Below are 19,241 nucleotides of genomic sequence, written 5' to 3' on the forward strand. Positions count from 1 at the left end.
ATGAAAAAACTGCTTCGCGCGCTCGGCGCGCTGACGCTCGCGGCGAGCGCGTTCGCCACGGCATCGTCCGCCTTCGCCGCCGACAAAGTCGTGCTCGGCGTCGCCATCCCGACCGCCACGCACGGCTTCACGGGCGGCATCGTCTGGTGGGCGAACGAGGCCAAAAAGGAGCTGGAGAAGGCGCATCCTGACCTCAAGATCATCGTGAAGACGGCGTCCGGCGCGCCCGAGCAGGCCAATCAGTTGCAGGATCTCGTGACGGTCAACAAGATCAACGCGCTCGTGATCTTCCCGTTCGAATCGGCGTCGCTCACGCAGCCTGTCATGCAGGTGAAGAAGAAGGGCGTGTACGTGACCGTGGTCGATCGCGGTTTGACCGACACCAGCGCGCAAGACGCGTACGTTGCGGGCGATAACACGGCGTTCGGCAAGCTGCCCGCCGAATATCTGGCAAAGACGCTGAACGGCAAGGGCGATATCGTCGCGCTGCGCGGCATTCCGACGACGCTCGACAACGAACGCTGGACCGCTTTCGAAGGCGTGATGAAGCAGCATCCGGACATCAAGATTCTGGATGCCAAGTACGCGAACTGGAACCGCGACGACGCCTTCAAGGTGATGCAGGACTATCTGACGCGCTTCAAGCATATCGACGCCGTCTGGGCCGCCGACGACGACATGATGATCGGCGTGCTCAAGGCGATCGATCAGGCGCACCGCACGGATATCAAGGAAGTGTTCGGCGGCGCGGGATCGAAGGAAGCGGTCAAGCGCATCATGGACGGCGACCAGCGCGTGAAGGCGGACGTCTCGTACTCGCCGAAGTTCATCTACGACGCGATCAAGCTCACGGCCGAGGCGCGCCTGAAGGGCGACAAGCTGCCGCCGACGACCATCATTCCTTCGGTGCTCATCACGAAGGACAACGCGAAGCAGTTCTATTACCCGAACTCGCCGTTCTGAGTGCACAGCCGGTCACGCTAAATGGCGCTGACCGGCGTTTCTAACGAGGCGAAAGATGAAGACCATCAAGGGCCCGGCGATTTTTCTCGCGCAATTCATGGGCGGGGAAGCGCCGTTCGACACGCTCGCCAGTCTGGCGTCGTGGGCGGCGGGACTCGGCTACAAGGGCATTCAGGTGCCCGCCGATCCGCGCCTGATCGACGTGGAAAAAGCCGCATCGAGCGATGCCTATTGCGACGAGATCCGCCGCACGGTCGAGGATGCGGGCGTTGTCATCACCGAATTGTCGACGCATTTGCAAGGCCAGCTGGTCGCCGTGCATCCGGCCTACGACACGCTTTTCGACGGCTTCGCCGCGCCGCATGTGCGCGGCAACCCGCAGGCGCGCACCGAATGGGCGATATCGCAGTTGAAGCACGCGGCCGCGGCATCGAAGCGGCTGGGCTTGAGTGCGCACGTCACGTTCTCCGGCGCGCTCGCGTGGCCGTACGTGTATCCGTGGCCGCAGCGCCCGGCGGGTCTCGTCGAAGCCGCTTTCGATGAATTGGCCACGCGCTGGCGTCCGATTCTGGATGAGTTCGACCGCGCGGGCATCGACGTGTGCTACGAGCTGCATCCCGGCGAAGACCTGCACGACGGCGTGACGTTCGAGCGTTTTCTCGCGGCCGTGGACGATCATCCGCGCGCGAACATCCTTTACGATCCGAGTCACTTCGTCTTGCAGCAACTGGACTACCTCGCGTTCATCGACATCTATCACGCGCGCATCAAGGCGTTCCATGTGAAGGACGCGGAGTTCCGGCCGAACGGTCGCCAAGGCGTGTACGGCGGCTATTCGGGATGGGTCGAGCGCGCGGGGCGTTTCCGGTCGCTCGGCGACGGCCAGATCGACTTCAAGGCGATCTTCTCGAAGATGGCGCAATACGACTTTCCCGGCTGGGCCGTGCTGGAATGGGAATGCGCGTTGAAGCATCCGGAGGACGGCGCGCGGCAAGGCGCAACGTTCATCCGCGATCACATCATTCGCGTGGCCGAGCATGCGTTCGACGACTTTGCCGGCAGCGGCGCGAGCCGTGAACAAATGCGCGATGTCCTGGGGATTGGAGGTCAGCGATGAGGCGCGTGCGGCTCGGCATGGTCGGCGGCGGCGAGGGCGCGTTTATCGGCGCGGTGCATCGCATGGCGGCGCGGCTGGATGACCGGTATGAGTTGCTGGCGGGCGCGTTGTCGTCCGATCCGCAGCGCGCGGCGGCGAGCGCTGCGGCCATCGGCTTGCCGCGCAGCTACGACGATTACCGTGAGATGGCGCGCGTCGAAGCGAGTCGCGCCGACGGCATCGAAGCGGTTGCGATCGTCACGCCGAATCATCTGCACGCGCCCATTGCGACGGCGTTTCTGGAAGCCGGCATCCACGTGATCTGCGACAAGCCGCTCGCGGTATCGCTCGATGAAGGCGAGGCGTTGGCGAAGCTCGCGCGGGATAAGAACCGCGTGTTCGCGGTGACATACACGTACACCGGCTATCCGCTCGTGCGCCATGCGCGCGCGCTGGTGCGGAACGGCGCGCTCGGCGATATCCGCGTCGTGCAGGTGGAGTATGCGCAGGACTGGCTTTCGATGCCGGTCGAGACGCAGGCGAACCGGCAGGCGGCGTGGCGCACCGATCCGGCGCTCGCGGGCCCGGCGGGCTGTCTCGGCGATATCGGCACGCATGCGTATCAGTTGGCCGAGTATGTGACGGGCATGCGGCCCTCGCAGCTATCGGCGGAAGCGACGACGTTCGTGCCGGGACGACGCGTCGACGATCACGTGCAGGCCATGCTGCGTTATGCAAACGGCGCGCGTGGCATGCTGTGGGCGAGTCAGGTCGCGGCGGGCGAGGAGAACGCGCTGCGGCTGCGCGTGTACGGCACGAAGGCCGGTTTGATGTTCGACCAGCAAGCGCCGAACGAGCTGTGGTTCACGCCGGTCGGTGGGGCGTCGGAGCGCATCACGCGCGGGCGTGTGCAAAGCCCCGAGGCGCTTCGTGCGACGCGCGTGCCGGCGGGGCATCCGGAAGGGTATATCGAAGCGTTCGCGCAGGTTTATGCGGATGCGGCGGGGTGTATTGCGCTCGGGACGACGCAGGGTGATGAGTGGCTTACGACTGTGGAGGATGGGGTCGCGGGGTTGAGGTTTGTGGAGGCGGTGTTGAGGAGTAGTGCGGGGGATGGGGAGTGGGTGGGGGTGGAGTAGGAGAAGCGGCGGTCGACCGTCGCTACGTGAACGACTATTTCGAAGCAAGTCTCTACGCGCGCCTACGTGGCAGCGAACAGCTCTGCCTCCACGAGCCGCCTGCTCGCCTTTCCTCCAGGTGACGCGACGACGCTTTGGGGAACACGATCTCGTTGCGGCCAATAACGCTCGCTGGGCAGAAGGCGGCGAGCTGATAACTCGCTTGTCGCGAGGCGCATCGACGACGATTATCCCACTGCGTATCGGAGCTATCCTTCCGTCAGAACCAGTACGCCGTCCGGTGTGTGACGTGCAGCAAATGAATGATTCGCGAGTAGCATAACGGCAACCAGACCGAAGAAATTCACTCGAAGCCTTCAACATGATCGGCATAACGACCTTCCCTGTATTTTCACGGATGGCCCGTTGTTTGGCCTGCTCCATATTTCCATATTGGTCTTTATCTCGCTGATGGAGTTCGTGAGTGACTTGTCCAGGTTCGCAGTAACAATCGTGTCCTATCTTATATTCCCCGTCTGAAGATCACATACCATCTCCGGATGCTCTAATCCTTGTTCGCGTACGCTCGTCCCACTTGTGATAATTTCCGCCGTTTCAGCAAGTAAGGATCTTTGAGCTGGTTGAACGTCAGTATAGCGACTACCTTGCTGGCCCAGGTACGCCTGCGCTGGCGTGCATTGTTGATGAAGCGCTGCACCGCCACAAACATTTGCCTATCAAATCCTCGCTTGTTCATGGGTGGGCAAAGGGTGGGCTAGCTGCGTCATCCGTAACCGCGTCTCGGGCAACTATGGGTTCGTTGCCCTCTTTCACTGGTTTTTGCTCAGATTTCTTGCGGACAACCACGTTCGCTCGAATGGGTCGTCTCTTTGAGTCACCGTTGCAGTGATGTTTCCTCGAAAAACCCTAGAGTTGAGAGCGGGCTTTCGAGATTTCGCCTTACGACAGGAAATTGACAGACTCGGCGAAGATCTTGAACCATATGTCACTGCAAGCGCGCCCTTGAGTCCGCTGACTTGCGCGTTCCGACTAACATTTCACTGTCATCGGTATGAGGGCCGCTTCGCACTTAGGCTCGAACCCAATTGCCGGAGAGTTGATCCCTCGTAGATCGAACTTTTCGCTGGAGTTCGGACTCGTCCATTCGTCCGAGTCCTTCATCAGCACGACCCTAATAGAAGTCAGCATTGCCGTTTTGTTCTGCCGAGCTTAAAGTGATAATGTGATTGACAAGGTGTGTCATCTTCCTCGGGCTTAGAAGTGTTGAACCATTTTTTTCGAACGCGCGCCCGCTCACTCAAGAGATAGAACGCAAACTAGGGTGCCAAGTAATCCGCTTCTACACTTCATTGATCGGTGCTGCTACTCAAAGCCTTCTGAGCGTTCGCTCTCCTCCAGTCGATCGCTCAACAACTGATCGGAACCGCTTCGGCTCTTTGGAGGCTCGGTCTTCCTTGTCGGGCGCTTCGGTCATAGGACGCTGTATCGTCTATCGTCTAATGACCTCGGCGCACGACGAATCCGACAGGTTCAGCAAAGTATGCTTCCGCGACATTGATAACTTATGCGCCTTGAAGCATTCTCGCCGACCTTCCGGTGGAACTTCCTATCGGGCAGGCCTCACGGTAGACGAAACTGTCTTCCCGTTACTATACTTCTCGATGTATTCGTAGCCTTCTCCGGCTGCATCGCAATATGTCCCGGCCCTTTCTACAAGCGATAGCTTTTCAGGGGGAGAAAATTTGTACCGCTCCGTCCAGTTTTCACAAGCACTCGCGTGAAAACAGGCTCCTATCAATTGCTTCCGCCTCTGATCGACTTCTAAGCAAGGTATATTACTGAGCTTCGAATTGAAGACATAGAGCCCCGTGTCCGGATGGTACAAGAAGACCTTATACAGCTTTTGATTTGCGCCCTCCGTGTCAAGAACCTTTAAATCTGCGAACCGTCCGAACGAGAGGCTTTGTACTGTGATATCGGACGCGACTATCGTATGGTCGAACACTAGCTTCTGGTCTTTTCCTGCAGGAGTCTTGATGAAAACCACGGACCCTTCAATTCTTAAGTTTGGCTTGGCCACGGATTCTCCGCAACACACGGTGGTAGTCGCAAGTGCACACATGAGCGCACTGACTGCAGCGAGGCTTCCCACGCTTCTCAGACATCTGGTTCGCATTCTGTTCCTTCGCAACTGAAACGTTCTCATGGTGTCTTAAACAGGTTTCTGGTCATATGCCGCGGTGAAGTCGATCAGAACGTCTGACATCACAGCAATAGCAGCTAAGAAAACATTGGTTCGAGGAATCAGGCCGTTCATCGGAATGGTGCTATTCGGATTGCCGGTATTGACCGCGCGGGCTGCTCTCTCGAACTGTTTGCAACTTAGAAAATCCATCGGTGACAACTCCCTTCGACAGCTATGCTGACCATAGCTATAGTCCGAGCACGCGTTCGAGACGATGGTGCGCTCGAACTCGGGCTGCACGTCGCCCTCTCGGTTGATGTTATGCATCTGGCCAGCGGGTTTTGCGCAAGAGACCCAGTAGAACCCGGCCGAGTCGCTCGCTATAACTAGATCCGTCGCCAAAAGGTCCCGGTACGTTGCGGGGGCATCGTTCCAGCCTCTGAAAGTCCCGTAACGCCTGTAGTTCTCTTCAAAGGTAAGTTGAATAACGCCGCGTCCAAACCAAGGGGCATAGCGTGTATTAGATCCGCCGAGCTCAGTCGTGCTGCTCAGGTATGTCGTTTCTTGAATCGCATTTCCGAGGAAATACGATAGCCGGATGGCATTGTTCGAAATGCAATACTTTCTTAGGGCAAGGTTCAATGGTTTGACAAAACGCTGGCTGCGCGAATGGGCCACCCTCCATTCCATCAAAGAGGTCGGATAGACCGTACGATGAGCGTGATCTCTCGTCTGCTCAATGATCCTTCGGGGGATAGCTCTTCCGAGCTCGGCATCGCTTAGCCAACCGCATTTCCTGAAATGCCGAATGAAAGCGAGCGGATGAAAAAACCAGAACTTCTTCCCGCCTGCCAACTGCGGAACCTTGTCCAAAAACTGAAGCTTCTTGAGGAAGCTAATGAATTTGTCATAGCCGTCCGGGTCCGTTGCCTTTCGCTGGCCGAAATAACCGTCAGGTTTGTTCAAGTCTTGATAGCGGGCCGCGTTGTTAGCAGGATCCCACTCGCTCTTCGCGTGACATACAAACCCGGACATTGCGATCCGCGCACCGTCGGTGCCTTGTACGTAGTTCGAGACTTGTCGATCAAGAGCCCTTGGATCGGACGCCCCAGACGCAGCGATTGCCGGATGAGGTGTATCGTTGAGAAGTCGGCAGAGTTTGTCGTAATCGAATAAGCCATCCGAGCCAACGGGTGCACTTGCGGAGTCGATTTTCTGCCAGCCAGTGAAGAACGGGAAGTCAGCATCCGACAGCTTGACGATCGATGTTTGAGCAAGATTCACGTAGCCCTGTCTGCCGTCGGCACCAAACGGCACCGCAACCCACGTCGCTGTATCGGCGGCGGAAGTTAGCGTGGGAGCTTGCGAAAGGATGCGCCCAAACCGTAGTAGCTCATAGCCGTCGCTCGCGCATTTTGGGTAGAGGGCCATCGCGCGCTCATACAGTTTGTATTCGTAGTCGTCGTAGCGATCCTTGATCGGATCATGGGTGAGTAGCACGCAATTGCCATCACCATGTTCATCCAACCACGCACGTGTATAGCGTTGCCCCAAGTGAAAATATGCCTCGACGTAGAGCTTACTTCTGTCGTTTGGCAATCGACCGGCGGCCAACCTGGGAAACCAGGTATCGTCGTGTTGCGTCCCGGGGCGATCGACAAATTGAACCGATGCCGGAATGACGAAGTATGCATGTCCCCACCAATCGTCCGATGTCGGCTGTTTAGGGTTCTTCTCGCCCAACTGCACATCGCGGCCAGGTTTCTGAAACCAAGCGGTGAAATCCTCTTCGGTCATGAATATCTCGACATGCAAGTGCCGCAGTCCTTGCGACTGCCCTTGATACCCGAGCATATCCTTTCGACACACCTTCTTTCCGTTTCCTGGTTTGACATTCTCCCCAGCCTCGAGCAGCCAAGACGAAAGGGCAGTCGGCGAGGTCTTTTCAGGCGGGTTCCCGACCTGCGATGAGATCAACGCATGCTGAGCGGTGAGATCGAGCAGGTGCATATATAGCGAGTAAAAGGTGAGCTTGCGTTCTTCTCCCGTCTCGGTGACGTGGCGAAGAAGCACGAACCCTGTGTTCGTGTTCAGCACCTGGCGTCCTGTCGTTTGGTCAACGTGACCATCGGAAATCGGACTTTGACTGATACGGTAGGCGACGACCTCTCCGTCTGCGATGGCTCGAACGGGCTCCGACTGCGACGCAGGCACAAGATGAATGCCGCAATGCCAGCGGCGGTCGACTGTCACCGGAAAGCAGCCGTGATATCCCGCCTCATATGCTTCGACTGCGGTCATCATCGCATCGGGGTCGGCATTGTTCCGGGCATTAAGCGCGGACTGCGGTAGAAAGGGGGGGCTGATAATCATGGCTTAGCGCGAATGGTGATAGATGTCTGTTGTTCTCGAATTGCCTTGGGGCATGGCTGGAGCCGGCTCCAGCTTCGCATCCGGCCCCGGCACGTCCCACGACGCCCCTTTCTCCAAGATCGGTCCAGGTGATCCGTTCACGATCCCGCTGCCGTTGATCTGGACATACGATCCGCCCGCGCCAATCCACACCTCTTTCGACGCGGTAATCACGACTTTCCCGTCCGTGCTGCTGATCGTGACGTCCTTGAGCGCCGCGAGCGCCATCTGATCGCTTTGCGCCTGAATCTCGACCTTGCCTTTCGCCGCAATCAACTTCAGCCCAAGCTGATACGCGAACATCGAAATCGCGCCACGCACGGACGCAAGCAATGAGCGACCGAGCGACACGCTCATATCCCGCCCGGCGGTGATCGCATGATCCTGACCGCTCGCCTGATGGGTACTCTCAGCCGCAGTCGTCGCGATCCCCGCGCTGCTCGCGAGCACCACGTCGGGCCGCGTCATCTCCGGCGACGGATTGTCGTGCGCCTTTGCGCCGCCTTTGATCGCCTCGTTCTGCGTCTTGATGGCTTGCGCCGCGTCGGCCTGGCTTATGTCGGCCGTCTGCGCCAGATGCTGCTGCGCAATTCGCCCCATCTCCTCATGCTGCCCGCGCGCCTGCGTGAGCCGCGCGACAGTCTCGCCCATGTCCTTGACGGGCGATGTCGCACCGGCGCGCGCCTCGGTCGTCATCAAGAGACCAGCGTTGGCCCGCAGGACACCGTGCGCCTCGGTCGCGAGTTCGAACCCAACGCCCCGCGCCTCGCTGCGCCCCTTATGCCCGTCGATGCGCGTATTGGACCCCAGCACCAGCCGCGACTGCGCGTGATCGCTCGCCACCTGAACCTGAAGTTGGCCCGGCGTATCGTCGGTGAGCACGCTATTGGCCGACTGCCCGTTCAAGTCGCGGCTGCGCCAGCCCGAGAGCACGCTATTGCGCGGCAACTCCCACGGCAGTTGATGGTTCTCCGTGCTGTGCGCAGCCATCACGAACGGCCGGTCCGGATCGCTATCGAAATAGCCGATCTGCACCATCTGCCCCACGCGCGGCGTCCACAACGCGCCGTAGCCGGGTCCTTGCCAGGGCGACGCCACCTGCAGCCAGCAACTCGCCGTGTCGTTGAGCGGACTCACGCGGTCCCAGACGAAATGCACCTTCACGCGCCCATACGGGTCGGTGAGGATCTTGTCCTGATCGTCGAAACCGACCACCACCGCCATCTCGCCGAAAGCGCGCGGCTTGGTCGCCGTCTGCGGCGTGCGATAGAACGTGTCGGCGGGCACGGCCGTGAAGTGCGTCTCGCACTGATAGCGGCGCTCGAGCGCGCCGCGATGGGTGACCGTATCGTTGTTGACGATTTCCAGCGCTGTCGACACGACGAGATACTCGCCATCGCCCGGCGTGAGCGGATAACCTTCGAGCCGGAACTTATAGCCGGTCATCAGCCCGCGCAGATTGCCCGAGCCGCTCGCGAGCCGACTTTGCGCGCGATGCGCCTCGACTTTGACCTGCGCCAGATGCTCGGCTTCGAATATCGCATCGTTGGGGCGTCCCGAGACGCCGAGCGGCGTTGCGAGCGGTTGCGCGTAGTCGCCCCAGGCGTACTCTTCGGCGTTGTCCTGCGTGCTCTCGCTGTGCTGCGTACGCTGCGCGGTGAGCTTCACGACGGACTGCGTGTAGTCATAGTCCACCAGCGACACCTTGCCGGTGGTGAGGCGGCGGGTGACATTGAACGCGTGGATATGCTCTTCGTCGATACGCTGGCCGCCGCGATCCAGATAGCGCACCGTTTGATAGGCCGGGCCGTGCTGCTTGAATGAGCCGGGCGAGTCACAGAGCACGAGCGTCGCGTCGTCGTAGAAGTAGGTGATGCCCCATTCCTGCCAGAGCCGGTCGAGGAACGCGTAGTCCGACTCCCACCACTGTCTCTGATAGTCGCGCGCCGGATATCCGCGCTTGCCGAGAAACGGTCCGCTGAGCCGAAACTCGAACGGAATGCTCAGCCGGTTGAGAATTTCCGTCGAAATCTGCTTGATATCGCGGTTTTGGTACGTTCGGCTATCGCGATTGAGGGTGGCAATCCAAAGCCGCGGGCGCAGCTTGAAGCGATAGAACGCGCGCCGCTCGTCCGCGCCGATGGCTTGCGCTTCCGCTATCACGCCGGTGATCTTGCGCACATCCGCGCCGATGTTGAGCATCGAGGCGCGCGTGGCGCCTTGTACCCATGTGCCGTTGCCCTCTACGGCAATGCTGAGCGTGACTTCCTTGCCGGCGAGTTTATCCAGATCCACCAGTGCCTGCGCCTGCTGCACGGGCAGGTGGGCAGCCTCTACGGTGCTGACCTCGATGTCGTATTCATAGAGCTTCCCGAGCTCTTCGTTGCCCTTCACGCGCGAGACGACGAGCAACGGCTCATCGAGCCATTGCGGCAGCGCGCGGCCCGACAAGGCGAGCGTACGCGGCTGATCGAACCAACTCATGCTGCAACTCCTTTCTTGTTTCTACTTGTGAGACTCAAGCGATGCCTCGCGTGCCCATGCGCGGCAGCCATTGCGTAATAAGCCCCCGCTGCAAGGATCTGAGCGCCATAGTCGTATAGCTGTGCGTGGACACGTGCCGCGCGACATAGCGCTCCAGCGCCAACGCAAGCGCATAGGGGCTCACGCCGTCCATGCGCGCCTCATCGAAAGTGAGCGTGCATTCGATCGCGCGTCCGTACGGCTGGTCTAACTCGGGCGACAGCAGGCACGTCACCGGTTGCGTGCGCGTGCCGACGAGGGCATCGAGCTGACGACGCTGCGATGCGGAGTCGTCGTTCAGATACAGGCGCAACAGGCGGCGCAAGCCTTCCGCGGACGACTCATCCGGCGACGAATTGAGCGTGTGGTAGTCGAGGTTCAGTTGCCCGTACAACTCCCAGGCCCGCTTGCCGATCGCCATAGCCGGTTTCGGCGCTGTGGGCGCGCGAATCAACCCGATGCCCGTGATCGGCAGTGTGCGGTCGGCAACCACATCGTTGTGTCCGTTGCACGCGATCAGACAAGGCAGATTGCGATTGGTGAGCCACGCGTCTAGCGTTAGATAACCAAAGGCTTGCGCTAGCGGCTGGCCGTCTTTGTTCATCAGCGCGAGCAGCGTGCGCGTCTCGGTGAACGGACGGCGCGTCTCGTACTGACGCTCGTCGTAGTCCGTCTGATTGAGCACGCGACGCAGCGCGAAGTAGCGTGCGTCGCGCAAGCGGTCGTCTCGATACGCGGCGTGATAATCGTGAAAGGCCACCGGCGGAGAGTCTTGCCCGGCTTGCGCGCGCACGGCTTGCACCGAATGCACTTCGTAGTCACGTGGCGCGTCGGGCACGGGCGTCAGGACATGCTCACGAGCGGCAGCGTCGATCTTAAGCGGCCCGACAGTTCGCGCAAACAGGTTGATGATCGGCGTGCAGTGAAGGGCGAAGTCCGCCGCGCTTATCCGCTCCGCGAGCGCCCCGAACGGCCGATTCAACAGCACGACGATCTCGGCCCCGGATCCATGAATCGACGCGAGCGCCTTGCTCAGACCGGTCAGCGTGAAAAAGCCGAAGCGCGCCGGAAAACAAAACCACTCGTGCAGCAGATTGTGGCCGTGGAAACGGTCGGGCACGCACGGCAAGAGGCTCTGCTCAGGCTCCAGCCCCTCGTGAACCACGGCATCGCGGGAGACGCAGTGCAGCCTGCCGTTGGCGAACGCGCCGGGCGCGGCGATAACCGTCGAGATGCTCGCGGTATGCAGCAGTTCGAACAGGTGCGAGGCCGTGGTCTGATCGCCGGCCAGATACACCGGCAGGCGGTCCAGGCCGCTTAGCCCGGAGATCGGCATGCCGTTGACGGTGCGCAGCGTGATGCGCAGCGCGCCGAGCACGGTTTGGTCTGCCGGCACGTAGCGATAAAGCATCGGAATGTCGGGCGGTGGAGCGTTGATGGCTCGAACCCGCGCGATGTCGAGCGGGAAGATCTGCACGTCCTGGCTGCTGCGGAATTCGCATGCAGTTTGGGCTTCCTCCGACACGACGGATTTGAACGCGGTGCCACGTGGCAACAGGATGCCGTCGCGACGATGACCGTCGCCGTCTGTGGGGAACGCACGCGCCACGGCCATTGAAGGAATAGGTGTCACGTAGTTCGGGTATGTCACCGCCAACAACGGCTGGATGAAGTCAGGAAACGCGTCCTCGATACGCTGCGCGCCACGCGCCATGACGAAGGCGAACGTTTCGAGCAGCCTTTGAACGAAAGGATCGGCCACTTCGTTCTCGCTGATGCCCAGCCGTCGGCCGATCTTTAGATGATCATTGCCGAATTCATGCGCGCTCGCTTCGATATAGCGCAGTTGCTGCAGATACTGCTCGAGAAAGCGCGGATCCATGGCTATCGACGCGCCCCGGAACGGCGGGATGCGGAGTTGCTGCTTGGCATGACGAATTCGAGTCGCATGGCGCCGAGATAGGGACGGATGCCGAAGAGTTTGCCATCCTAAACATGCGTCGGCTATTGATGCGACTAAACGTGACAAAAGTGGGTGATGCCCACCCCGTCCCGAAAGGCTCCGGCCACCCCAGGTTCGCCGTGATATGGATTAGAGATTGGACTAACAGCGCGACGCTGCACTCGAGCAGCCACCGCTTTTATCCTTGGAAGCAACTCTTGTCGCTATCGGCGAGCGCAGACGACGATGAGGGTGTGACCGGAAAGGCTGACGACGGTGGGCCGGAGCCGGTCGAACGCAAGTCTTATCGTGGTACTCAGCACTACTTCGCGTTTCAACTGTTCATCGTGCTTCTTCATGAAAAAACCCCAAGGTCGGATTAATGTCCAACTCTTGGGGCTCAGCTCACGAAGCCAGGGCTCTCTCAGCAGTCAGTGCAACACAAACCGCCCGTCACGACTAACGCCTCAACCAACTCCTCACGCCCAATTCGCGTGAAAACTCCCCGCCTTATCCGTCCGTTCGAACGTATGCGCGCCGAAGAAGTCGCGCTGCGCCTGAACCAGATTCGCCGGCAGCCGCTCCGACCGATACGCGTCGAAATAAGCAATCGCCGATGAAAACGCCGGCACCGGAATGCCCGCCTTCACCGCCGCGACGACCACATCGCGCAGTGCGTCCTGATACTTCGCCGCGATGTCGCTGAAATACGGATCGAGCAGCAGATTCGCGAGGTCTTTATTCGTAGCATAAGCGTCGGTGATCTTCTGCAGGAAGCGTGCGCGGATAATGCAGCCCGCCCGGAAAATCTTCGCGATCTCGCCGTATTGCAGATTCCAGTTGTACTCTTCCGACGCCGCGCGCAACTGCGCGAAGCCCTGCGCATAAGAAACGATCTTCGAAAGATACAGCGCACGTCGCACCGACTCGATAAACGCCGCGCGATCGCCGTCGAACTTCGGCGCCGGTCCCGACAGCACCTTGCTCGCCGCCACGCGCTGATCCTTTAGCGACGACAGCACGCGCGCAAACACCGCCTCCGTAATCAGCGGCAGCGGCGCGCCCAGATCCAGCGCGTTCTGGCTCGTCCACTTGCCCGTGCCCTTTTGCGCGGCGCGATCCAGAATGACATCGACGAGATCCTTGCCGGTCTCCTCGTCCCTCTTCGAAAAAATCTTCGACGTAATCTCGATCAGATAGCTATCCAGCTCGCCCTGATTCCATTCGACGTAGACCTTGCCCAACTCTTCATTCGACAGCCCCGCGACGCGCTTCAGCACATCGTAGCTTTCGGCGATCAGCTGCATGTCGCCGTATTCGATGCCGTTGTGCACCATCTTCACGAAATGGCCCGCGCCGTCCGGTCCCATGTACGCGACGCACGGCTCGCCGTCCGGCGCTTTCGCGGCGATTTCAGTGAGGATCGGCGCGACCAGTTCGTACGCTTCCTTCTGTCCGCCCGGCATGATCGACGGCCCTTTCAGCGCGCCTTCCTCGCCGCCCGACACGCCCGTGCCGATGAAATGCAGGCCCGACTTCGCGAGGTCCTGATTGCGGCGGATGGTGTCGGTGAAATGCGTGTTGCCGCCGTCGATGAGAATGTCGCCCTTTTCGAGCAGCGGACGCAGCGCCGCGATGGTGTCGTCGGTGCCGGCGCCGGCTTTCACCATCATCAGGATGCGGCGCGGCGTCTCGAGCGACTGCACGAACTCTTCGAGCGTGTACGTGGGCACGAGCTTCTTGTCGGGGTGTTCGGCAATCAGTTCGTCGGTTCTGGCGCGGCTGCGGTTGTAGACCGACACAGCGTGCCCGCGGCTCTCGATGTTCAAGGCCAGATTGCTGCCCATGACGGCGAGACCCACCACGCCGATAGCTTGTTTGCTCATGCTTGATCTCCGAATGACCGAAGCGATCGCGGCTCGTGGCGCTTGTCGCTTCGGGAAAGAAACGTGTCGATTGAATGCGGGCTTCGCGCGGGAGGGGTCGTCCTCTTGTCCGACCGGCGAAGGATTGCGCCGCCGCCCGGCCGGTGCGCGAGCGCAGACCGCCCGAATTTACCACTTCGGGCGTTATCCGGCAGCGGCGCGGTTGTGCGCGGCGCGGTTCGCCGGCATAGAATGGACGCCCGCCATCGGCGCAACACGCCAAGAGCCACGCTATCAACGAATCATGGCGCTTTCCCGGCGCACGCGAGCGCATCACTATTCGGTTTATGTCGTCGAACTCTCGGACGCCGTCTGGAACGAAGCGCGCTTTCGTCGTGCAAATCCGGATTACGTGCTCGGCAAGCCGTTCGTGTATGTCGGCATGACGGGCGTGGACCCGGATGTGCGTTTCGACAAGCATAAGGCGGGCATTCAGTCGAATCGTTATGTGCGCGAATTCGGGCTGCGGCTCTTGCCGCATCTGTACGAGATGTACAACCCGATGCCCTACGACGGCGCGCGCGACATGGAAGTAGAACTGGCGATCGGCTTGCGCGAAGCGGGTTACGGCGTCTGGCAGGCTTGAAGGCGAACAGCGGCGATTATCAGGCAACTATCGGACAACTATCGCGATAAGGAGCGAGACATGCGGATTCTGGTCGTAGGCGCGGGGGCGATCGGCGGTTATTTCGGCGCGCGGCTGCTGGAAGCGGGCAGGGACGTGACCTTCCTCGTGCGCGAACGCCGCGCCGAGCGGCTGCGCGAAGGCGGGCTGAACGTTCGAAGCCCTGAAGGCGATCTGACGTTCGCGAATCCGCCTGTCGTTCTTGCGGAAGACATCGACCAGCCTTTCGATCTCATTCTGCTGAGTTGCAAAGCCTACGATCTGCAAGGCGCGATCGATTCCTTCACGCCCGCCGTCGGTCCCGACACGGCCATTCTGCCGCTCCTGAACGGCATGGCTCACCTCGATGCGCTCGACGCGCGTTTCGAAGCCGCGAACGTGCTCGGCGGCCAGTGCGTGATCGCCGCGACGCTCGATGCAGAAGGGACGATCCGGCATCTGAACAACATGCAGTCGATGACCATCGGCGAGCGCGCGGGCGGCCGGACGCCGCGCATCGACGCCATCGAGCAGCAACTCGGCGGCGCGCGCTTCGAACTCAACGTGAGCGAGAACGTTCTTCAGTCGATGTGGGACAAGTGGGTCTTTCTCGCGACGCTCGCGAGCGGCACGTGTCTCATGCGCGCGCCGATCGGCGACATCGTGGCCGCGCCGGGCGGCGAAGCGCTACTGCGTCGGCTCTTCGATGAATGCCGCGAGATCGCCGCCGACAACGGCCACGCTCCCGGCGATGCCGTGCTCGCGCGTGCGCGTGCGTTCTTCTCCGAGCGCGGCTCGCAGATGACGGCGTCCATGCTGCGCGATATCGAGAACAACGCGCCGATCGAAGCGGACCATATCGTCGGCGATTTGCTTGCGCGGCGGAAATCGGCGGTGGATGCGTCGTCCTCCGTGCTGGCAACGGCGTATGCGCATCTGAAGGCGTATGAAGCAAGGCGGGCGCGCGCTTCTCAGGCATGAACCCGCGCGGGCCGCTTATGCCGGGCGGCCCGACGCTGTACGCTCTTGGCTTTTGCTCTTCACCGCGCCATGCCACCGGATTCCGCCCGTCCCACGATTCCCGAACTTTTCCTAGGCTTTCTGACGCTCGGCCTCACGGCGTTCGGCGGCGCGCTGCCGCTCGCGCGACGCGAGATCGTCGAGCGCCGCAAATGGCTCGATGCCGAAGCCTTCACCGATCTGCTCGGCCTCTGCCAGTTCCTGCCGGGCGGCAACGTGATCAATCTATCGGTGGCTGTCGGCATGCGCTTTCGCGGCGTGCCGGGCGCGCTCGCCGGTCTGCTGGGGCTGCTCGTCGGGCCGTCGCTGATCGTGATCGGGCTCGGCGTCATCTATCAGCGCACGCATCAGGACCCGCGCGTCGCGCATCTCTTCGCAGGGCTCGCGGCGGCCGCGGCGGGGCTTCTGATCGCGATGGCCGTGAAGCTGCTCTGGCCGCTGCGCAAGAAGCCGGAGGCCGCCGCCGTCGCGATCGTGATGTTCGCGAGCATCGCGTTGCTGCGCACGCCGCTGCTCCCGTCGATGCTCGTGCTCACGCCTATCTCCGTGCTGATCGCCTGGAAGGTGCGCCGATGAAAGACGATCTCTTTTCGCTCGCGGCCATCTTCAGCCAGTTGTCGTTGCTTGCGTTCGGCGGTGGCAACACCATCTTGCCGGAGATGCAGCGGCAGGTCGTGCAGGTGCATCACTGGATGACGAAGGCCGATTTCTCCGCGCTCTTCGCGCTCGCGCAGGCCGCGCCGGGGCCGAACATGATGGTCGTCACGCTGATCGGCTGGCACGTCGCGGGATGGCCGGGCGTCGTCGTGACGTCGCTCGCGAAGTTCGGGCCGTCGTCGCTCGTGACGATTCTCGCGCTGCACGCGTGGGAGCAGTTCAAGGACCGCCCGTGGCGGCGCTATGTGCAGCTCGGGCTCGCGCCGATCACCGTCGGACTCGTCGCGGCGAGCGCGCTTTTGATTGCCGAGGCGTCGGACCGCGCGGCGGTGCTCGTCGGTATCACGGCGACGGTCGCGGTGCTCGCATACAAGACGAAGCTGCATCCGCTGTGGCTGCTCGCGGGCGGCGCGCTGATCGGGCTGTCGGGCTTCGGGCAGTGACCGACAACGGCGAATTGTGACTGTCGGTTCTTCGGAAGCAAACGAGCAACGGCAAGCTGATCGGATTTCGCGCGCCAACCGGCTAACGGCGCGCTCATGACCGGCTCGGAGCAGTGACCGACGAATGACGGGCTTACTGTGCCCGAAGCAGTGACCGGGCAACGGCAAGCTGTCGGGCTTCGGCCGCTAACCGGCTGGGCGCCAACCTGGCAGGCTTCCTGCTGAACTTCAAGCAGATGCAAACAGCCGACGCAAACACGAGGAATGCGCCATGACCATGACCACCGAATACGCGAAGACCGCGCCCGAACGCAGCGAAATCGACGCGATGACCGCGCCGACCGTCGTCGAATTCGGCACGGACTGGTGCGGCTTCTGCCGCGCCGCGCAGCCGCTGATCGCGCAGGCGTTTCAGGCGCATCGCGGCGTGCATCACATCAAGATCGAGGATGGCAGCGGCCGCCCGCTCGGCCGATCCTTCCGCGTGAAGCTGTGGCCGACGCTCATCTTCATGCTCGAAGGCAAGGAAGTCGCGCGTCTAGTGCGCCCGGGCGACGTCGGAGAAATTCGCGACGCGCTCGCGCTCATCGACGAGCCGCTCGCTGAATGACCGTTCGCGCTTTTTAGCGCGCTCAGGGTTATCGCCAGCAAGACAGCGCCGCATCTGACTTGTATGATGACCCGATGACTTTACAACCGTCCACTCCGCGCCTGTTCGAAAAAATTCCGCCTCGCGCGTTATCGGACACAGTCGCGCAGCAACTGCAGACGCTGATCGAGAATGGCAGCTTCGCCGCGAGTGGCAAGCTGCCGAGCGAAGCCGTGCTCGCGCAGGAGTTCGGCGTGAGCCGCACGGTGATCCGCGAAGCCGTCTCTCGTCTGAAAAACGAAGGCATGGTCGAGCCGCGGCAGGGCAGCGGCGTGTTCATCGTCGAGCGCGCGGGCATCCGGCCGCTGCGCATCGATTACGCGCAGGCGGTCGAACCGGGCGCGGTCGTGCAGATTCTCGCGCTGCGTCGCGCGATTGAAGCCGAAGTGGCATCCGAAGCCGCGATGCATCGCACGGACGCGCATTTGCAGGCGATTGACGCGGCGCTTGGCCGTATCGACGAAGCCGTGCGCGAAGGACGCGACGGCGTGGCCGAAGACGTGGCGTTTCATCGCGAGATCGCGAACGCGACCGGCAATCCGTATTTTCTGAAGACGCTCGCGTTTCTTAATCAATATCTCGAAGCCGGCACGGTCGTCACGCGCCGCAACGAAGCGTTGCGCGAGGACTTCTCGCGGCAGGTGCGCGAAGAACACGCCGCCATTGCCGATGCCATCCGCGCGGGCGACGCCGTGGCCGCGCGCAACGCCGCGCAGACGCATCTCATCAATGCCGCGCGCCGTCTCGCGGAAGCGGGCATTCGCTAACACATCAAACCAGAGGAACGCCATGTCGAGAAACGTCGGAGTCATCGGGCTGGGCGCGATGGGAATGGGCGTCGCGCGCTCGCTCTTGCGGGCGGGATTCGCCGTCCATGCGTGCGACGTGCGCCGCGACGTGCTCGACGCCTTCGCGGCGGAAGGCGGCATCGCGTGCGCGTCGCCGGCCGAGTTGGGCAGCCAGTGCGATGTCGTCGTGACGCTCGTCGTCAACGCGGCGCAAACGGAAGCCGTGCTGTTCGGCGAGTCCGGTGCCGTCGACGCGATGAAGCCCGGCGGCGTCGTGCTGGCCTGCGCGACGGTCGCGCCTGCGTTCGCCGTGCAACTGGGCGAGCGCATCGCGCAAAAAGGCGTGCTGATGCTCGACTCGCCGGTATCCGGCGGCGCGGCGAAGGCCGCATCCGGCGAAATGACGATGATGACTTCCGGCCCCGCCGCCGCCTACGCCGCGTGCGAAGACGTGCTGGATGCGATGGCCGGCAAGGTGTATCGGCTGGGAGACGCGCACGGCGCGGGCTCGAAGGTCAAGATCATCAATCAACTGCTCGCGGGCGTGCATATCGCGGCGGCCGCCGAAGCGATGGCGCTCGGCTTGCGCGAAGGCGTCGATCCGGAGGCGCTCTATGACGTCATCACGCACAGCGCGGGCAATTCGTGGATGTTCGAGAACCGCGTGCCGCATATCCTCGCGGGCGACACCACGCCGCTTTCCGCTGTCGATATTTTCGTGAAAGACCTGGGCCTCGTGCTCGATACGGCGCGCAGCACGAAGTTTCCGCTGCCGCTTTCTGCGGCCGCGCATCAGATGTTCATGATGGCGTCGACGGCCGGGTACGGCGGCGAGGACGATTCCTCGGTCATCAAGATCTTTCCCGGCATCGAGCTTCCGAAAGGCGCGAAGTGA

15 protein-coding genes are annotated in these 19,241 nt (G+C 61.6%); 10 read left to right on the forward strand and 5 right to left on the reverse strand.

The window, feature by feature from the left end; translation table 11 throughout:
- From NCR37_RS19345 to NCR37_RS19355, 3 genes are read left to right on the forward strand one after another with little or no spacing between them, the layout of a single operon-like run.
- Positions 1–963 carry a substrate-binding domain-containing protein gene (locus NCR37_RS19345; RefSeq protein WP_250474445.1) on the forward strand — a complete coding sequence of 321 codons (963 nt, stop codon included), beginning with the start codon at positions 1–3 and terminating at the stop codon, positions 961–963.
- Positions 964–1,018: 55 nt separating this feature from the next.
- Positions 1,019–2,080 carry a sugar phosphate isomerase/epimerase family protein gene (locus NCR37_RS19350; RefSeq protein WP_250474446.1) on the forward strand — a complete coding sequence of 354 codons (1,062 nt, stop codon included), beginning with the start codon at positions 1,019–1,021 and terminating at the stop codon, positions 2,078–2,080.
- A complete protein-coding gene (locus NCR37_RS19355; RefSeq protein ID WP_250474447.1) occupies positions 2,077–3,198 on the forward strand; it encodes a Gfo/Idh/MocA family protein in 1,122 nt (373 codons plus the stop codon). Before NCR37_RS19350 ends, NCR37_RS19355 begins: the two co-directional genes overlap by 4 nt.
- A gap of 1,606 nt (positions 3,199–4,804) precedes the next feature.
- Here NCR37_RS19355 and NCR37_RS28725 read toward each other — a convergent pair.
- The 5 genes from NCR37_RS28725 to gnd all read right to left on the reverse strand — a co-directional run bounded on the left by NCR37_RS28725 (position 4,805) and on the right by gnd (position 14,146).
- Positions 4,805–5,404 carry an XAC2610-related protein gene (locus NCR37_RS28725; protein WP_502800558.1) on the reverse strand — a complete coding sequence of 200 codons (600 nt, stop codon included), beginning with the start codon at positions 5,402–5,404 and terminating at the stop codon, positions 4,805–4,807.
- A 6-nt stretch (positions 5,405–5,410) separates the two neighbouring features.
- On the reverse strand, positions 5,411–7,756 hold the full coding sequence (locus NCR37_RS19360; protein ID WP_250474448.1) for a hypothetical protein: 2,346 nt from the start codon (positions 7,754–7,756) through the stop codon (positions 5,411–5,413).
- 3 nt (positions 7,757–7,759) lie between these two features.
- Positions 7,760–10,279 (reverse strand): type VI secretion system Vgr family protein, encoded by a 2,520-nt coding sequence (locus NCR37_RS19365; RefSeq protein ID WP_250474449.1) that lies wholly within the window; start codon positions 10,277–10,279, stop codon positions 7,760–7,762.
- 34 nt (positions 10,280–10,313) lie between these two features.
- On the reverse strand, positions 10,314–12,200 hold the full coding sequence (gene tssF, locus NCR37_RS19370; protein ID WP_250474450.1) for a type VI secretion system baseplate subunit TssF: 1,887 nt from the start codon (positions 12,198–12,200) through the stop codon (positions 10,314–10,316).
- 539 nt (positions 12,201–12,739) lie between these two features.
- Positions 12,740–14,146 carry an NADP-dependent phosphogluconate dehydrogenase gene (gnd, locus tag NCR37_RS19375; RefSeq protein WP_250474451.1) on the reverse strand — a complete coding sequence of 469 codons (1,407 nt, stop codon included), beginning with the start codon at positions 14,144–14,146 and terminating at the stop codon, positions 12,740–12,742.
- A 283-nt stretch (positions 14,147–14,429) separates the two neighbouring features.
- On the opposite strand from gnd, the gene NCR37_RS19380 reads away from it, so the two are divergent.
- The 7 genes from NCR37_RS19380 (at position 14,430) to ltnD (ending at position 19,241) form a co-directional block, all read left to right on the forward strand.
- A complete protein-coding gene (locus NCR37_RS19380; protein ID WP_206469091.1) occupies positions 14,430–14,771 on the forward strand; it encodes a hypothetical protein in 342 nt (113 codons plus the stop codon).
- A 60-nt stretch (positions 14,772–14,831) separates the two neighbouring features.
- Positions 14,832–15,770, forward strand: a complete 939-nt coding sequence (panE, locus tag NCR37_RS19385; RefSeq protein ID WP_250474452.1) for a 2-dehydropantoate 2-reductase — start codon at positions 14,832–14,834, stop codon at positions 15,768–15,770.
- A 69-nt stretch (positions 15,771–15,839) separates the two neighbouring features.
- Entirely contained in the window at positions 15,840–16,385 is a 546-nt protein-coding gene (locus NCR37_RS19390; RefSeq protein ID WP_250474453.1) for a chromate transporter, read from the forward strand.
- Complete coding sequence (locus tag NCR37_RS19395; RefSeq protein ID WP_250474454.1) at positions 16,382–16,909, forward strand: chromate transporter; 528 nt, start codon at positions 16,382–16,384, stop codon at positions 16,907–16,909. The genes NCR37_RS19390 and NCR37_RS19395 overlap by 4 nt, the downstream gene beginning before the upstream one ends.
- 271 nt (positions 16,910–17,180) lie before the next feature.
- Positions 17,181–17,519 (forward strand): thioredoxin family protein, encoded by a 339-nt coding sequence (locus NCR37_RS19400; protein ID WP_250474455.1) that lies wholly within the window; start codon positions 17,181–17,183, stop codon positions 17,517–17,519.
- Positions 17,520–17,620: 101 nt separating this feature from the next.
- Positions 17,621–18,325 carry a FadR/GntR family transcriptional regulator gene (locus NCR37_RS19405; RefSeq protein ID WP_175942340.1) on the forward strand — a complete coding sequence of 235 codons (705 nt, stop codon included), beginning with the start codon at positions 17,621–17,623 and terminating at the stop codon, positions 18,323–18,325.
- The gene (ltnD, locus tag NCR37_RS19410) at positions 18,288–19,241 is read left to right on the forward strand and encodes an L-threonate dehydrogenase (RefSeq protein WP_250474456.1); all 954 of its coding nucleotides are present in this window, start codon (positions 18,288–18,290) and stop codon (positions 19,239–19,241) included. Before NCR37_RS19405 ends, ltnD begins: the two co-directional genes overlap by 38 nt.

It is taken from the genome of Caballeronia sp. GAFFF1, from assembly GCF_023630705.1.
GTDB lineage: Bacteria > Pseudomonadota > Gammaproteobacteria > Burkholderiales > Burkholderiaceae > Caballeronia.

Coding starts and splice junctions, on each gene's coding strand:
- NCR37_RS19345 (WP_250474445.1), top strand. CDS start 1: ATGAAAAAACTGCTTCGCGCGCTCGGCGCGCTGACGCTCGCGGCGAGC.
- NCR37_RS19350 (WP_250474446.1), top strand. CDS start 1,019: ATGAAGACCATCAAGGGCCCGGCGATTTTTCTCGCGCAATTCATGGGC.
- NCR37_RS19355 (WP_250474447.1), top strand. CDS start 2,077: ATGAGGCGCGTGCGGCTCGGCATGGTCGGCGGCGGCGAGGGCGCGTTT.
- NCR37_RS28725 (WP_502800558.1), bottom strand. CDS start 5,404: ATGAGAACGTTTCAGTTGCGAAGGAACAGAATGCGAACCAGATGTCTG.
- NCR37_RS19360 (WP_250474448.1), bottom strand. CDS start 7,756: ATGATTATCAGCCCCCCCTTTCTACCGCAGTCCGCGCTTAATGCCCGG.
- NCR37_RS19365 (WP_250474449.1), bottom strand. CDS start 10,279: ATGAGTTGGTTCGATCAGCCGCGTACGCTCGCCTTGTCGGGCCGCGCG.
- tssF (WP_250474450.1), bottom strand. CDS start 12,200: ATGGATCCGCGCTTTCTCGAGCAGTATCTGCAGCAACTGCGCTATATC.
- gnd (WP_250474451.1), bottom strand. CDS start 14,146: ATGAGCAAACAAGCTATCGGCGTGGTGGGTCTCGCCGTCATGGGCAGC.
- NCR37_RS19380 (WP_206469091.1), top strand. CDS start 14,430: ATGGCGCTTTCCCGGCGCACGCGAGCGCATCACTATTCGGTTTATGTC.
- panE (WP_250474452.1), top strand. CDS start 14,832: ATGCGGATTCTGGTCGTAGGCGCGGGGGCGATCGGCGGTTATTTCGGC.
- NCR37_RS19390 (WP_250474453.1), top strand. CDS start 15,840: ATGCCACCGGATTCCGCCCGTCCCACGATTCCCGAACTTTTCCTAGGC.
- NCR37_RS19395 (WP_250474454.1), top strand. CDS start 16,382: ATGAAAGACGATCTCTTTTCGCTCGCGGCCATCTTCAGCCAGTTGTCG.
- NCR37_RS19400 (WP_250474455.1), top strand. CDS start 17,181: ATGACCATGACCACCGAATACGCGAAGACCGCGCCCGAACGCAGCGAA.
- ltnD (WP_250474456.1), top strand. CDS start 18,288: ATGCCGCGCGCCGTCTCGCGGAAGCGGGCATTCGCTAACACATCAAAC.